Source organism: Alistipes sp. CAG:29, assembly GCF_000435435.1.
GTDB classification, from domain to species: Bacteria; Bacteroidota; Bacteroidia; order Bacteroidales; family Rikenellaceae; genus Alistipes; species Alistipes onderdonkii.
On sequence record NZ_FR893417.1, the window covers coordinates 29,982 to 45,249 of the forward strand.

The following is a 15,268-nucleotide window of genomic DNA, read 5'->3' on the forward strand; positions in this document are numbered from 1 at the left end:
GGGCCCGTCCCGGGCGATGTTGCGTCCGTTGCCGCTGGGTTAAGTTTGTTTTATGATTACACTCGATACGATCCGCAAACCTGTGACTGCGGAACTGGAGGCGTTCGACGGGTTCGTCGACCGTCAGTTTACGGCCGAAGGGGAATTGCTTGCCGACATGCTGCGTTATGCGCTTTCCTCGCGCGGGAAGGGCATACGTCCGCTGTTGGTGATGCTGTCGGCGGCGATGAACTCCCCGGTGGAGGGTGCGGCCAAAGGGCGGAGGGTGCATCTGGCCGCGATGCTCGTGGAGATGATCCACGTGGCGTCGCTGATCCACGACGACGTGATCGACGAGTCGGATACGCGGCGGGGCCGCCCGTCGGCCAATGCCCGCTGGCAGTCGCACAAGGCGGTGATACTGGGCGACTTCATCCTTGCGAGGAACATGAATATCGGCCTTTCGAGCGGCCAGTTCGACCTGGTGACGCATGTATGCGGTTCGATGGCGGCGTTGTGCGAGGGCGAGGTGTTGCAGAGCGAGTGTGCCGAGAAGCACACCATGACGCGCCAGGCGTACCTCGACATTATTTATAAAAAGACCGCATGCCTGATCGGGGTCAGCGCATCGGCCGGGGCGATGGCCGTGGGTGCCCCGCGCGAGAAGGTGGCGCTGATGCGCCGTTTCGGCGAGGCGATCGGCATGGCGTTCCAGATACAGGACGACATCCTCGACTACATGCGTACGGCGCATACGGGCAAACCTGCCAACAACGACCTGCGCGAGGGGAAGATCACCCTGCCGCTGTTAGCGGTGCTGGACAAGGCGACTCCCGAACGCCGTGCCGAGTTGCTCGGGCGGCTGGCCGGCTGCCGCGAGGAGGAGGAATCGGTGGAGTATTTGCAGAATACGGTCGAGAACGAGGGCGGGCTGGCTTTTGCCGCCGAAGTGATGCGCAGCTACGTAGCGCGGGCCGTCGAGATGCTCTCCGAATACGAGCCCTCGGAGTACCGTACGGCGCTCGTTAACCTTTGCGCCTACATCGCCGAGAGGGACAGATAACCGCGAAACTCATTAACCTAAATTCAGATAAAATCGTATGGAACAGAAAAAAAATTACACGCTGCCCATCATCATGATGTTCTTGCTCTTCGCAATGATCTCATTCGTGACGGGGCTTTCGAATCCGCTGGGCGTAATTGTCAAGAACCAGTTCGCCGTGGCGAACTGGATGTCGCAGCTGGGCAATTTCGCCAACTTCATCGCCTATGCGGTGATGGGGATTCCGGCCGGTATGATGCTCAAGCGCATCGGCTACAAGAAGACGGCGCTTGCGGCCGTGGCAATCGGTTTCGTCGGCGTGGGTATCCAGTATCTTTCGGGCGAAGCGGGCAGTTTCCCGATTTACCTGATCGGCGCATTCGTCTCGGGCTTCTCGATGTGTATGCTCAACACCGTCGTCAACCCGATGCTCAATACGCTCGGCGGCGGCGGCAAGAAGGGTAACCAGCTGATCCAGTTCGGCGGTTCGCTCAACTCGATTTCCGCGACCATCGTTCCGGTGCTGGTGGGTTACCTGATGGGCAACGCGGCCAACGCCACGATCAGCGACGCAGCTCCCGCACTGTGGATCGCAATGGGCATCTTCGCCGTGGTATTCGTCGTGCTCTACATGGTCAACATTCCCGAGCCGTTCGCCATCCAGGAGAAAAAGGCCGAGGTCAAGGACAAGCACAGCGCCCTTTCGTTCCGTCACTTCCTGCTGGGAACGATCGCCATCTTTATTTATGTAGGTGTCGAGGTCGGTATTCCCAACTTCATGAACCTGTTCCTTACGGCGGCACCCGACGCTTCGACGAGCGGCGTGGGCATGGCAGCGGCTGCGGCCGGTTCGCTGGTGGGTACCTACTGGTTCCTGATGATGTGCGGCCGTCTGCTGGGCGGCCTGCTGGGCGGTAAGATTTCGAGCAAGGTGCAGCTTTCGTTCGTCGCCTCGCTGGCGCTGATCTTCGTGCTGGTGGGCATCTTCGCCCCGACGGACGTGATGGGTGCGATGCCCGTGTTCACCGGAACCGGGTTCGGAATGGTGGAAGTGCCTGTCGGCGTGATCTTCTTCACCCTTTGCGGCCTCTGCACCTCGGTGATGTGGGGCACGATCTTCAACCTCGCGGTCGAAGGCCTTGGCAAGTATACCTCGATGGGTTCGGGTATCTTCATGGTGATGGTTTGCGGCGGCGGTATCCTCCCGCTGATCCAGGGCGGCGTGGCCGACTTCGCAGGTTACCTCTCGAGCTACTGGGTGGTTGTCGCAGGTCTGGCCTACATGCTCTTCTACGCGCTGGTAGGTTCGAAGAACGTCAACAAGGACATTCCGGTCGAAGAGTAATCCGCAGAACCGGTTGCGAGTTACGGGAAACCCGGCGTTCCGAGAACGCCGGGTTTCTTGCGGCATGTTGTCAGCGGCGCTTCATGGCGGGATGCCCAATATTTCGGGGTTCCGCTCGTCGCCTTTCCCGGTTATGCCGGATCGTGCGGCGGAGAACCTGCGCCGGGAGGGGAGTTCGGGGCGGCGGGCCTGTAAGTGCGGACGGCAGGCTGGCGCGGGCCGCGGCCGGGGCGGAATTCCGGGCCGGAACTTCTGTTGCTGTTGAAACAGGCCGTCGAAGATGGCCGCCTGTACAGGCCGTTACTCGGGGCGGCGGGAGTTTTCGGGGGCGGGCACAAAAAAACAGGAAGGGGAACCTTCCTGTTTTTTCTTGCTGACGGCCCGGACTATTTCTTGTCCGCGCTGGTCATGCGCTTCTCCTTGATACGGGCCTTCTTGCCGGTCAGGTCGCGCAGGTAGTAGATGCGTGCACGACGTACGACACCGATCTTGTTGACCTCGATCTTGTCGATGTGGGGCGAATAGAGGGGGAAGATACGCTCGACACCCACGCCGTTCGAAACCTTGCGGATCGTGAACATCTTGGTCTTGCCCGAACCCTTGATCTGGATAACTACGCCGCGGAAACTCTGTACGCGCTCCTTGTTACCCTCGATGATTTTGTAGGATACGGTGATCGTGTCACCGGCCTTGAACGACGGTACATCGGCATCCGTCTTTGCCCACATCTGCTCGTTGACGAGCTTGATGATTGCGTCTTTGTTCATTGTTGCAACAAATTTAATGTGTTTCGCACCCAACATTCCCGCTGCGCCCGCCGTACCATACGGATACCCTGATCCGTAATTCCGCGTTCCCGGCACGCCGGACGGGCTGTGCCGTCCTTGTGTCCCCGCAACTGCGTAGCGCCCAATGAAAGAGGTTGATATACGCCCCGTAAGGGACTGCAAATATACGAAGTTTTTTTCATTCGGTGCAAGTGCGGCATGAAAATATCTTCCGTGAGCGTGATTTATTGTTATCTTTGCAGGTAAAATACCGACTATGAAAGAAGAAAAACTGATACTCGTAACCAATGACGACGGGTACGATTCGAAGGGGCTGGCGGCGGCCGTCGAGGTCGCGCGGGCCTTCGGCCGCGTGGTGGTTGTGGCACCCGAGACGACGCAGAGCGGCATGAGCCAGGCCATCACCATGTACAATCCCCTCTACCTGCGCTGCGTGCGGAAGGAGGAGGGGCTGGAAGTGTATTCCTTTTCCGGTACGCCGGTCGACTGCGTGAAGATGGCCTTCGACTACCTGTTGCGCGACGAGCGCGTCGACCTGGTGATTTCGGGCATCAACCACGGTTCCAATTCGGCCGTGAACGTGCTCTACTCGGGGACGATGGGGGCGGCTATCGAAGGCAGTTTCTACGATTGCCCGTCGGTCGGGCTGTCGCTCGACGACCACGGCGCAGACGCCGATTTCGAGGCGGCGGTGGTCTACGGGAAGCGGATCGTGCGCAGCGTCCTGGAAAAGAAGGTCGAACTCCCGTTGTGCCTCAATGTGAACGTCCCCGTAGGCAAGCCCGGCGAACTGCACGGCATCCGCCTCTGCCGCCAGAACCGCGGGTTCTGGCGCGAGGAGTTTTACCGCCACGAAGACCCGCGGGGCCGTGCGTATTTCTGGCTCACGGGCGATTTCGTCAACGGCGAGCCCGGGGCGGAGGATACCGACGAGTGGGCGCTCGCGCACGGCTATGTTTCGGTCGTGCCGGTGCAGGTCGACCTGACGGATTACCGCCAGCTCGCAGCCCTTGCCAATGTGTTGGAATAATACTATATTTGTAAAAAATCGGGACTCCTATGTTGATTAAGATCCTGCTTGTCATCGCCATCCTCATCCAGACGGTCGCGACGGCATATGCCCTCAAACTGGTGCGGGCTACCAAGTACAATTCGGTGTGGATTCTCTTCATCGTGGGGTTTTCGCTGCTCTCGGTCGAGCGGTTCGTGCAGCTGCTGATGGCCAGCGGGCAGTACGTTCCCCGGTGGTGGTTCGCCTACCTGGGGATCGTGATCTCGATCTGCCTGTCGATCGGCGTGATGTACGCCCACAAGCTCTTCAAGTACATCGGCAGGCTTAACCGCCAGCGGCAATTGCTCAACAAACGCATCCTCACGGCCGTGCTCCGCACCGAGGAAAAGGCGCGTTCGCGCTTCTCGAAGGAACTGCACGACGGGCTGGGGCCGCTGCTCTCGTCGGCGAGGATGTCGCTTTCGGCGCTGGCACGCGACGAACGCAGCCCCGAGCAGAAGGAGATCATCGACAATACGACCTATGTGATCGACGAGGCGATCCGTTCGCTGCGCGAGATTTCGAACAACCTTTCGCCCCACGTGCTCAATGACTTCGGGCTGGCGCGGGGCGTGCAGAACTTCATCGACAAGAGCGCCGCGATGCACGACGTGAAAATCCGCTTCACGACCAACCTCCGTTCGGAGCGGTTCGATACGGACGTCGAGGTGATCCTCTACCGGGTGATCTGCGAGCTGATCAACAACTCGCTCAAGCATGCCGCCTGTTCGTCGATCAACCTTTCGCTGTCGCAGAACGGGACGGAACTGGCGCTGGACTATACGGACGACGGGCGGGGGTTCAACCCGCAGGCCATGATGGACTGCGGCATGGGGCTTTCGAACATCTCGTCGCGCATCAATTCGCTGGGCGGCGTGTTCGACATTGCCAGTGCCAAAGGCCGGGGGATGCGCGCCGCGATCCGTGTCAATACGCAGGAGGAGCAGGCATCGCAGAGGCTCCGCCGCCGCAAACGCAAATGATATGGAACGCACGATCGTACTTGTAGACGACCATTCGCTTTTCCGCAACGGGCTCAGGGGGCTGCTGGAGCATTGCGCCGGGTGCCGCGTGGTGGGCGAGGCGGCCAGCGGCGAGGAGTTCCTCGCCATGCTGCCGGAGTTGGAGGCCGACATCGTTTTCATGGATTTCGCCATGCCCGGTATCGACGGCGCGCAGACCACCGAGCGGGCGCTGGCGCGGTGTCCCGAGCTGAGGATCATTACCCTTTCGATGTTCGGCGAGGAGAGCTACTATACGCGCATGGTGCAGGCCGGGGCTCGGGGTTTCCTGCTCAAGGACTCGGACATCGGCGACGTGGTCGAGGCCATCGACACGGTGATGGCCGGGGGCAGCTATTTCAGCCCGCAGCTCCTGTCGTCGCTCGCGGGGCGTATGCGTACGCGCGAGGATGCCCCCGACGAGGAGCTTTCGGCCCGCGAGCGCGAAATCCTGGTGGCCGTATGCCGCGGCCTGTCGAACCAGGAGATCGCCGACGAACTGTTCATCTCGAAACGTACGGTCGACAAGCACCGCGCCAACATCCTCGAAAAGACCGGCTGTAAAAACACCGCCAGCCTGGTCGTCTATGCCATCCGCAAGGGGATCGTGGAGATCTGACACCTAACCTAAACCCCATACCGATGAAAAAAATCCTTTGCCTTGTCGTGTGCGCCGTGTTTGCCGCGGCGCTGCCCGCCCGTGCGCAGTCGGACGAATACCGCGATGCGGTCGCCGAGATGATGGAGCTGACCGGGGCGCTCCGGAATGCCGATGTGGTCATGACCCAGATGGTCGGGTACCTCAAAACCTCCGCCCCGTCGGTTTCGGAAGCCGTTTGGGAGAAGATAATCTCGAAATTCAATGAGAAGATGCGCGCCCGCATGGTCGATATCTATGTGCCGATCTATTCCAAATATCTGACGCTCGCCGATCTGCGTGAGCTGAATGCCCTTTACGCCAAGCCGGTCATGCGGAAGGCGGTCGGTGCGACCCCTGCGATCATGCAGGAGGGCATGTCCGCCGGTGCGGCGCTGGGACAGGAGATCATGACCGAATTGCAGCGGGAACTGCAGGCCGGAGGATACGAATAGCCGCCTGCCGCGTCGGAAATTTACAGCAGCGGCGAAAAGACGCGCATAAGCGATTCCGCGACGCGGCGGGTGCGCGGGCGGGTGAACCATTCGCCGGGGGTGACGGTATGGCAGTGTGCCAGGTCGTCTTCGAATATGGCGGCCATGCGGCTTGCGAATTCGCGGTCGTAGACGAAGGCGTTGATCTCGAAATTGTGCTCGAAGCTGCGGAAATCCATGTTCGCGGAGCCGATCACCGAGAGCATGTCGTCGATGATCAGCAGTTTGGAGTGCAGGAACCCCGGGGTGTAGAACGAAATTTTCACCCCCGCCTTCATCATGTCGTCCAGGTAGGAGTGGGTCGCAAGGTCGACGACTTTCGAGTCGGAACGGGCCGGGAGCATCAGGTGTACGTCGATGCCTGCGAGCGCAGCCTCGTGCAGTGCCGTGTTGAGTACGTCCGAAGGCAGGTAGTAGGGGGTCTGGATCCAGATCCGCTGCCGTGCGCGGGCGATGGCGTAACTGTCGGCCTGCAGCAGGGCGCGCCACTTGCCGAACGGGCCGCTGGGGGCGATTTGCAGGATGTCGTCGGTGAAGTGTCCGGCGGGCGGGTAGTAGTCCGGCCCCGAAATATGCGTTTTCGTAGTCGCCGACCAGTCGCTCAGGAACGAGGCCTGGAGCCCGGCGGCACCGCTGCCTTCGATGCGGAAATGGGTGTCGCGCCATGTGCCCCATTGCGTGCCGCGGACATAGCGGTCGGCGATGTTCATGCCGCCGATGAATCCGACGCGGCCGTCTATCACGACGATCTTGCGGTGGTTGCGGTAATTGACTTTGCTGGTGAAGAGCGGGAATTTGACGTGCAGGAAGGCGTATACTTCAATCCCGGCGTCGCGCATCCCTTTGAAAAAGGAGTTCTTTGCACCCCGGCTGCCTACGTCGTCGTAGAGGATGCGAACCCGGACGCCCTCGCGCGCCTTTGCGACCAGGGCATCCCGCAGGCGGCAACCCGTCTGGTCGTCGTTGAGGATGTAATACTGGATATGGATGTGGTGCCGTGCGCGGGCGATCTCCTCCATCAGCGCCTCCATCTTCGACTTTCCGTCGGTATAGACGGCGATGCGGCTGCCGTAGAGCGGTACGGAGTGCAGCGTATTGAGCAGCAGCGAGGCGAGCGGCCGGTAGCGGGGCGGGATGCCGGGGCCTTCGGTGTGTTCGGGCTCTTCGAGCTGCATGGTGATGCGCTTGCGGGTGCGGCGCGAAATGATGCGCTGCTTGGAGAGGTTCTGCCCGAAGAAGAAATAGAAGACCAGCCCGACCACGGGGGCCAGTACCAGTACGATGATCCACGGCAGGGTCTTCAGCGGATTCCGGTTTTCGGTGATGATGACCAGAATGATGCCGAGGATCGTGATCGAGTATACAACCAGGAAGAAGTATGTCAGTATTTGTTGCATACGGGTTTCTCCTTCGGTGCGAACCGCTGCCGGGCGGGCTCTATTGCCGCTGCTCTTCCTGCGGGGCTTCCGCGGCGGGGAATTTTACCAGGTAGAGCAGGTGCTCCACGCCGCGCATGTAGTTGCGTTTGGGATTTTTGGGCGAGTAGATGTAGCAGTCGAGCGTGAAGACGCGGTTGGTCGCCGTGTCGACGGTCGTGTAGCTTACGAACGGGCCGCCCATGAAATCGCCGTGCACGTCCCAGAAGCCGCGCATCTCGCACCAGAGGCGCCCCTCCATGCGGAACATGCGGAAATCGGGCGCGAAGGCGTCGGAGGTGGTCATATATGAACCGTCCGACGGGCCGGGAATGCGGGCGGCGAACTTGTTGCGGGCGGCGAGCAGCGCCCCGGGCGAAAGCGACTCCTTGCCCTCGTAGGGGTAAGAGTAGATGAAGAAGCCCTGGCTGGCCGTGGGGTATTCGTAGCGCGCCCACAGGAAATCGGGTTCGTTCGCGGCCAGCGCATAGCCTTTCGGTACGTTCATCTCGACCCCGAAGTTTTTCAGGACGGCGTAGTGTATGCCCTTCTCGTTGAATTTCTCCGCGTATTTGATGGCGCGGTCGCGCTCGGCATTTTCGAGGGCGAGGACGATGTTCCCGCGGTTGGCCGAGAGGAACGCCGTGATCGACTTGTCGTTGGGCCCCATGAGCGTCATCACGATCTGGGGGTCGGACGTCACGTTGTACTGGACGGCGACGCTGGACTCGGTGAGCGTGGGGTCTTTGAGTACCTTGAGGATGTTGCGGTGGTCGGCGACCATGCCCGTGAACCCGCGTTCGGTGACGCGCAGCACGTCGAACAACGGTTCGGTCTGGTTGAGGTAGGGGATCGGTGCCGTGAATATCGCGCGCAGCGTATCGCCCACCTCGCCCGTCCACTCCTGCTGCGGGCAGACGACGATCAGCTCGTAGGGGGCGCCTTGTGCGGTTTTGAGCCGCGAATCGGTCAGTGTCCTGAATACCTTGCAACCTGCCATCGTTGCGACGACGGCCGCGGCCAGCGCGATACGGAAGATAGTTTTCATAGCCGGTCTGGAATTGAATCTACTACAAATATAGTTATATTTTTCGGAAAAGCGCGGAATTTCACTATTTTTGCCTGGAATAAGCAGCCATGCGTTTAAAACCACCGAAAATAATCCGGCGCCTGATGCCGGATCTGATCTGGGAGATCGACGACCAGGACGGCGTGTTCCTCACCTTCGACGACGGCCCCACGCCCGGTGTCACGGAGTGGATACTTTCCACGCTGGACAAGTACGATGCCAAAGCCACGTTCTTCGTGCTGGGCAAGAATGTCGAAATGTACCCCGACCTTTACCAGCGCATCCTCGATGCCGGGCACAGGGTCGGCAACCACACCTACTCGCACCAGAAGGGATGGGGGATGAGCCTCGAACGCTACACGGAGGATGTGGATTTTGCCAACGATCTGGTTCACAGCGAGCTGTTCCGGCCTCCGTATGCGCGGATCACCCCGGCGCAGGCGCGTTTCCTGGGGCAGCGCTACAAGCTGGTGATGTGGGACATCATCTCGCGCGACTACAACCGCAAGCTCTCGCCCCGCACCTGCCTGCGGAACGTGACCAAATACCTTGCCCCGGGGGCCATCGTGGTGTTCCACGACAGCGAAAAGGCGTTCCGCAACATGCGTTACGCCCTGCCCCGCACGCTGGAGAAGATCCGGCAGATGGGGCTCAAATGCAAAGCCATCGAATTCTGACATGAGGTTCGTCGTCGCCATAACCGCCGCCAGCGGCGCCATCTATGCCCGCCTGACGATAGAACGGCTGCTCGCCTCGCCGTGCGTGTCGGAGATCGCGCTCGTGTGCAGCCGCCACGCCCGCGAGGTGATGGCGCACGAGGGGGTGTCGCTGCCCGTGGACACGCGCATCCGCGAATATGCGAACGACGACATGTTCGCCCCTCCGGCGAGCGGCTCGGCGCGTTACGACGGCATGGCGGTCGTGCCGTCGACGGTAGGTACCGTGGGGCGTGTGGCCGCCGGCACGGCGCAGAGCCTGATCGAGCGGGCCGCCGACGTGATGCTCAAGGAGCGGCGCCGGCTGGTGTTCGTCGTACGCGAAACGCCCCTGTCGCTCATACACCTGCGCAACATGGCGGCGCTGACCGAGGCCGGGGCGGTGATCCTGCCCGCATCGCCGTCGTTCTATGCCGCGCCGCAGGGCATCGAGGAGCTGTGCGGTACGGTCGCCGACCGCACCGTAGCATTGCTCGGGGTCGATATACCGCGCTATGAATGGGGGAAATAGGAAATTCCGGATTTTTTTCATAACTTTGCGCCCACGAAAAAATCAATTCAAAACAATACCTTATGGCAACTACAGCTGACATCAAGATCGGTATGTGCATCGAAATGGATGGCAAGACCTTTCAAATCGTGGATTTCCAGCATGTGAAGCCGGGCAAAGGCCCCGCTTTCGTACGAACCAAACTCAAGAACCTCGAATCGGGCCGCGTGCTGGACAATACGTTCTCGGCAGGGGCGAAGATCGAACCCGTACGCGTGGAACGCCGTCCCTACCAGTTCACCTACGAGGATGACCTGGGGGCGCATTTCATGCACACCGAGACTTTCGAAGAGATCAACATCGACAAGAACCTGATCACCAACTACGACCTGATGGCCGACGGCCAGATCGTGGAGGTGATGTTCCACACCGAGAAGGAGACCGTGCTTTCGGCCGAGCTTCCCCCGATCGTGGACATGGAGGTGACCTATACCGAGCCGGGCATCAAGGGCGACACCGCTTCGACCAACTCGCTCAAACCCGCTACGGTCAACACCGGTGCGACGGTGCGCGTTCCACTGTTCATCAACACGGGCGACAAGATTCGCGTCGACACCCGCACCCGCGAGTATTACGAGCGCATCAAGTAAGCCGGCAGCGTTCCGGCAGGGGCTGTCAAACAAGTCCCGAAAATCGAAAATCACCCCTGTCAGAATAAGCTCTGGCAGGGGTGAAATCGTTGAAATCAGATTTGTCAGACAGCCCCTTTTGTCCGGGGCGGATCGGACGGTGCGCCCGTTATTCGAATTCGGACATCACGCGCTCCATCTTCCGGCGGATTTGGGCGGTGCAGAGGTTGCCGATGCTGCCTTCGTGGGTGTGGTGCACCTCGCGCGTCGGACGGTACTCACCGCGCTGTACGGCCATCCCCACCTGCTTGTAGGCTTCGCGGAACGGGACGCCTGCGAGTACGAGGCGGTTGACGTCCTCGACCGTGAAGAGGTAGTCGTATTTCCGCTCGTCGAGGATGTCGGTGTTGACCTTCAGGTGCGCGAGCATGAAGTCGCACATCGAGAGGGTGCGTTTGATTTCGGTCGTCGCCGGGAACAGGATGTCCTTGAGCAGCTGCATGTCGCGGTGGTAGCCGACGGGAAGGTTCGCCGTGAGCAGGGCGATCTCGTTCGGGACGGATTGAAGGCGGTTGCAGCGGCCGCGCATGATCTCGAAGACGTCGGGGTTCTTCTTGTGGGGCATGATGCTCGATCCCGTGGTGAGGTTGTCGGGCAGCGATACGAAGCCGAAGTTTTGGCTCATGAACAGGCAGACGTCCATCGCCAGGCGGCCGATGGTCGCAGCGACGGCCGCGATGGCGTTGGCGGCGGCGCGTTCGCTTTTGCCGCGGCTCATCTGTGCCGCCACGACGTTGTAGTGCAGCGCTTCGAAACCCAGCAGGCGCGTGGTCATCTCACGGTCGAGCGGGAACGACGAGCCGTATCCGGCGGCCGAGCCCAGCGGGTTCTGGTTGGCGATGTGCCATGCCGCGGCGATGAGCCGCATGTCGTCCACCAGCGTTTCTGCATAGGCGCCGAACCACAGGCCGAACGACGAAGGCATGGCGATCTGAAGGTGGGTGTATCCCGGCATCAATACCTCTTTGTACTGCTCGCTGAGCGTTTGCAGGCGGTCGAAGACCGTTTTTACGGCTTCGGCGGTCTGGCGCAGTTCGTCGCGCAGGAACAGTTTGAGGTCGACCAGCACCTGGTCGTTGCGTGAGCGGCCCGAGTGGATTTTCTTGCCGGCGTCGCCCAGGCGGCGGGTGAGCATCAGCTCCACCTGCGAGTGGACATCCTCGGTGCCGGGTTCGATTTCGAAGCGCCCGGCCTCGATCTCGGCGGCGATCTCTTTCAGTCCCGCCGTCAGCTTTTCCAGTTCGCCGGCCGTCAGCAGCCCGATCGTTTCGAGCATGGCGATATGCGCCAGCGAGCCCTGGACGTCGTAGCGCGCCAGCCGCATGTCCAGTTCGCGGTCGTTGCCGACGGTATACTCCTCGATCATCTTGTCGGGCTCGAAGCCCTTGTCCCAAAGTTTCGTTGCCATATTGTGTATATTCGTTTCTCTCTTTGTACCGGCTCCCTATTGCCGTCGGCCGTCGGCTTGCGGCGGTGCGCCGCGTTTGCCGGGCTGCCATCTGCCTCGGAGGGGGCTCTTTCGCAGCGGGGTTGCAGTCTCCTGCCGCGGGCATCAGAGGGTTTCAGCCAGTTGTGTTATGAATTTTTCGTAAATTCCGATGCCCTCTTCGATCTCCGGCAGCAACACGAATTCGTCGGCCGTATGCGAGCGCGAGGATTGCCCCGGCCCCATCTTGAGCGACGGGAAGGGCATCAGCGCCATGTCCGACGTGGTGGGCGATACGTAGCTTTCGCGCCCCGTGGCGGCGGCCGCCCGTGCGAGCGGATGGGCGGCGTTGAGCGCCGAGGCACGGATGCGTGTCGAGCGGGGCGTCACCTCGCTGCGTAGTGCCCGACGCAGGATTTCGACTGTTTCCTCGTTGGTGTAGGCGTCCGTGGTGCGGACGTCGGCCACGAAACGGCAGGTGTCGGGAACGACGTTATGCTGCGTGCCTGCCGCGATCTGCGTCACGGCGATGCCGATGGGGCCCAGCAGGTCGGAGCGGCGGTCGAAGCGGAAAGTACGCAGGCGGGCGATGTCGTCGAGTGCGATATAGAGCGCGTTGACGCCCTCGTTGCGGGCCGCATGGCCGCTTTTGCCGCGGGCTTCGCAGTCGAGGACGACCAGCCCCCGTTCGCCGACGGCGGCCTGCATCCCCGTGGGCTCGCCCACGATTGCCATGTCGATCCGTCCCAGCTGCGGCAGCAGGGCGCGCATACCGTGCTCGCCCATGCACTCCTCTTCGGCCGAAAGCGCCAGCAGGAGGTTGAACGGCAGGGGGCGTGTGCGCAGCGTCAGGAAGGTCTGCGTGAGGCTCACCGCCGAAGCCCCGGCGTCGTTGCTCCCCAGGCCGTAGAGGCGGTCGCCTTCGACGGTCGGGGCATACGGGTCGCGGGTGTAGCTGGCTGCGGGGCGTACCGTGTCGTGGTGGGAGTTCAGGAGCAGCGTCGGGCGCGCCGGGTCGAAGCCTGCGGAGCGGGCGAAAACGTTGTTGTGTAGTCTTTCGGGTGCCGCGCCGTGTTCCGCCAGGTAGGCGAAGATGAGGTCGGCCGTGCGGCTTTCGTCGCGCGACGGGGAGGGCGTTGCGATCAGCGTCCTGAGCAGGTCGATGGCTTCCTTGGTTTTTGCATCCATGTCGTTTGTGAGCTGGCTGTCCGTTCCCCTGTGGCCGTGCGGCCACAGGGATCGGGCGTATTACCTGATTACCGTTCCGGTGTCGTTCAGCAGTACCGTTCCGGGTTCGTTCAGCAGGTTCTCCGAGTGTTTGATCGTGACGCTCCGCACGCCGTTGGCAACGGCTTTCAGTGCGTTCTCGACCTTGGGGATCATCCCTTTGCTGACGATGCCGCCGGCTTTGAGCGCGGCGTACGACTCGGCCGTGATTTCGCGGATGAGCGTCGTCTCGTCGTCCGGGTCGTGCAGCACGCCGTTTTTTTCGAAGCAGAAGACCAGCTCCGTGGGGGCGATCCGGGCGGCGCCGAGTGCCACGGACGAAGCCACGCTGTCGGCGTTGCAGTTGAGCAGCGTGCCCTGCCCGTCATGCATGATGGCGCAGAATACGGGCGTGACGCCTGCCCCGAGAAGTTCCCCGAGCAGCGTGTGGTTGACACTTTCGATGTCGCCCACGAAGCCGTAGTCGATCGGTTCGGGTGCGCGGCGGCGCGCCATGACGGCGTTGCCGTCGGCGCCTGACAGCCCGAGTGCATTGCATCCGGCCGCCTGGAGCCCGGCGACGAGCTGTTTGTTGACCAGCCCGGCGTAGACCATCGTCACGATGTCGAGCGTGCCCTTGTCGGTGATGCGGCGCCCGTCGACCATCTGCACCTGCAGTTCGAGTTTCTGGGCGAGGCGCGTGGCGAGCTTGCCGCCTCCGTGGACGAGGATCTTCGCCCCGGGCAGCGAGGCGAAGTCCGCGAGGAAGCCTCGCAGGGCCGCGGGGTCGTCGATGACGTTGCCCCCGATTTTTACTACCGTGATTTTTTCCATCACTTCAACCCCTCCAGCAACCTTTTGAGTACTACCTGTGCCGAGATCTCGCGGTTGGCGGCCTCGGGGATCACCAGCGAGCGCGGCGATTCGATCACTTCGTCCGTGACGATCATGTTGCGCCGCACGGGCAGGCAGTGCATGAAATAGGCGTCGTGGGTGAGCGCCATCTTTTCGGCGTCCACCGTCCAGCTCCGGTCGCGGCTGAGCACCTTCCCGTAATCGGGGTCGGCATAGGCCGCCCAGTTCTTGGCATAGACGAAATCCGCCCCTTCGAGCGCTTTGCGCTGGTCGTATTCGACGCGGGCGTTGCCGACGAACTGCGGGGCGAGCTCGTAGCCTTCGGGATGGGTGATGACGAAGTCGTAGCCGGCGGCGTTCATCCACTCGGCGAATGAGTTGGGTACGGCCTGCGGCAGGGCGTTGGGGTGCGGCGCCCAGGTCATCACGACCTTCGGGCGCTCCGTGGTCTTGTACTCCTCGATGGTAATCAGGTCGGCGAAGCTTTGCAGCGGATGCCGCGTGGCGGCCTCCATCGAGAATACGGGGCGCCCCGAGTAGCGGATGAACTGTTCCAGTACGCGTTCCTCGTAGTCTTCGGCCTTGTCGTGGAAGCGGGCGAACGACCGTACGCCGATCACGTCGCAGTACGATCCCATGACGGGGATGGCTTCGAGCAGGTGTTCGGCCTTGTCGCCGTCCATCACCACGCCGCGCTCGGTTTCGAGCCTCCAGGCGCCCTGGTTGACGTCCAATACCATGACGTTCATGCCGAGGTTCATCGCCGCCTTCTGCGTCGAGAGCCGCGTGCGGAGGCTCGAATTGAAGAACAGCATCAGCAGGGTTTTGTTGCGGCCGAGCCCCGTGAACTGGAACCGGTCGCGTTTGATCTCCATGGCTTCGGCGACGGCTGTCGGCAGGTCGCCGATGTCTGCTGCGCAGGTAAATTTATGCATGTCGTTTTTGTTTTGGCTTTAGTTTGTTTTATCCGTCGTGTTGCTTGCGGGGGCTTTCGTCCGCGGCGGAACACCGCGTGTACGAGTCTGCCCTCCGCTGAATCCCCTCCGCTAAGGGGTCTTGCCGCGA

The 15,268-nt window shown here is 61.5% G+C and carries 16 protein-coding genes; 9 read left to right on the top strand and 7 right to left on the bottom strand.

What is annotated here, in order from left to right; all coding sequences use genetic code 11:
* Nucleotides 1-52 precede the first annotated feature (52 nt).
* Together QVP03_RS02645 and QVP03_RS02650 are read left to right on the top strand one after the other, a co-directional pair.
* Nucleotides 53-1,042, top strand: a complete 990-nt coding sequence (locus QVP03_RS02645; protein WP_022332097.1) for a polyprenyl synthetase family protein — start codon at nt 53-55, stop codon at nt 1,040-1,042.
* Between the two features lie 37 nt (nt 1,043-1,079).
* Nucleotides 1,080-2,366: an MFS transporter gene (locus tag QVP03_RS02650; protein ID WP_022332098.1), complete on the top strand. Its 1,287-nt coding sequence runs from the start codon at nt 1,080-1,082 to the stop codon at nt 2,364-2,366.
* Between the two features lie 386 nt (nt 2,367-2,752).
* On the opposite strand, the gene rplS is transcribed toward QVP03_RS02650, so the two are convergent.
* Nucleotides 2,753-3,133 carry a 50S ribosomal protein L19 gene (gene rplS / locus QVP03_RS02655; protein WP_018696513.1) on the bottom strand — a complete coding sequence of 127 codons (381 nt, stop codon included), beginning with the start codon at nt 3,131-3,133 and terminating at the stop codon, nt 2,753-2,755.
* A 277-nt stretch (nt 3,134-3,410) separates the two neighbouring features.
* On the opposite strand from rplS, the gene surE reads away from it, so the two are divergent.
* The 4 genes from surE to QVP03_RS02675 are packed head-to-tail and all read left to right on the top strand — an operon-like array spanning nt 3,411 to nt 6,298.
* On the top strand, nt 3,411-4,184 hold the full coding sequence (gene surE / locus QVP03_RS02660) for a 5'/3'-nucleotidase SurE (protein WP_018696512.1): 774 nt from the start codon (nt 3,411-3,413) through the stop codon (nt 4,182-4,184).
* 29 nt (nt 4,185-4,213) lie between these two features.
* Nucleotides 4,214-5,188 (top strand): sensor histidine kinase, encoded by a 975-nt coding sequence (locus QVP03_RS02665; protein WP_022332099.1) that lies wholly within the window; start codon nt 4,214-4,216, stop codon nt 5,186-5,188.
* 1 nt (nt 5,189) lies between these two features.
* The gene (locus QVP03_RS02670) at nt 5,190-5,825 is read left to right on the top strand and encodes a response regulator (protein ID WP_022332100.1); all 636 of its coding nucleotides are present in this window, start codon (nt 5,190-5,192) and stop codon (nt 5,823-5,825) included.
* 23 nt (nt 5,826-5,848) lie between these two features.
* Nucleotides 5,849-6,298: a DUF2059 domain-containing protein gene (locus tag QVP03_RS02675; RefSeq protein WP_022332101.1), complete on the top strand. Its 450-nt coding sequence runs from the start codon at nt 5,849-5,851 to the stop codon at nt 6,296-6,298.
* 20 nt (nt 6,299-6,318) lie between these two features.
* Here QVP03_RS02675 and cls read toward each other — a convergent pair whose 3' ends face one another.
* Both cls and QVP03_RS02685 read right to left on the bottom strand, forming a co-directional pair.
* On the bottom strand, nt 6,319-7,734 hold the full coding sequence (gene cls / locus QVP03_RS02680; RefSeq protein ID WP_018696508.1) for a cardiolipin synthase: 1,416 nt from the start codon (nt 7,732-7,734) through the stop codon (nt 6,319-6,321).
* Between the two features lie 40 nt (nt 7,735-7,774).
* Nucleotides 7,775-8,800, bottom strand: a complete 1,026-nt coding sequence (locus QVP03_RS02685; protein ID WP_022332102.1) for a DUF4837 family protein — start codon at nt 8,798-8,800, stop codon at nt 7,775-7,777.
* Nucleotides 8,801-8,925: 125 nt separating this feature from the next.
* Between QVP03_RS02685 and QVP03_RS02690 the strand changes: the two genes are divergently transcribed.
* The 3 genes from QVP03_RS02690 (at nt 8,926) to efp (ending at nt 10,677) form a co-directional block, all read left to right on the top strand.
* The gene (locus QVP03_RS02690) at nt 8,926-9,498 is read left to right on the top strand and encodes a polysaccharide deacetylase family protein (protein WP_018696506.1); all 573 of its coding nucleotides are present in this window, start codon (nt 8,926-8,928) and stop codon (nt 9,496-9,498) included.
* A 1-nt stretch (nt 9,499) separates the two neighbouring features.
* Nucleotides 9,500-10,048, top strand: coding sequence for a UbiX family flavin prenyltransferase (locus tag QVP03_RS02695; protein WP_022332103.1), 549 nt, complete (start codon nt 9,500-9,502; stop codon nt 10,046-10,048).
* 62 nt (nt 10,049-10,110) lie between these two features.
* Complete coding sequence (gene efp / locus QVP03_RS02700) at nt 10,111-10,677, top strand: elongation factor P (RefSeq protein ID WP_018696504.1); 567 nt, start codon at nt 10,111-10,113, stop codon at nt 10,675-10,677.
* Between the two features lie 148 nt (nt 10,678-10,825).
* Here the strand turns inward: efp and argH are convergent, their stop codons facing one another.
* From argH to QVP03_RS02720, 4 genes are all read right to left on the bottom strand, one after another.
* Nucleotides 10,826-12,124, bottom strand: a complete 1,299-nt coding sequence (gene argH / locus QVP03_RS02705; protein ID WP_022332104.1) for an argininosuccinate lyase — start codon at nt 12,122-12,124, stop codon at nt 10,826-10,828.
* Between the two features lie 144 nt (nt 12,125-12,268).
* The gene (locus tag QVP03_RS02710; protein ID WP_022332105.1) at nt 12,269-13,330 is read right to left on the bottom strand and encodes a M20 family metallo-hydrolase; all 1,062 of its coding nucleotides are present in this window, start codon (nt 13,328-13,330) and stop codon (nt 12,269-12,271) included.
* 60 nt (nt 13,331-13,390) lie between these two features.
* Nucleotides 13,391-14,182, bottom strand: a complete 792-nt coding sequence (gene argB / locus QVP03_RS02715) for an acetylglutamate kinase (protein ID WP_022332106.1) — start codon at nt 14,180-14,182, stop codon at nt 13,391-13,393.
* The gene (locus QVP03_RS02720; protein ID WP_022332107.1) at nt 14,182-15,138 is read right to left on the bottom strand and encodes an ornithine carbamoyltransferase; all 957 of its coding nucleotides are present in this window, start codon (nt 15,136-15,138) and stop codon (nt 14,182-14,184) included. Before QVP03_RS02720 ends, argB begins: the two co-directional genes overlap by 1 nt.
* Between the last annotated feature and the right edge of the window lie 130 nt (nt 15,139-15,268).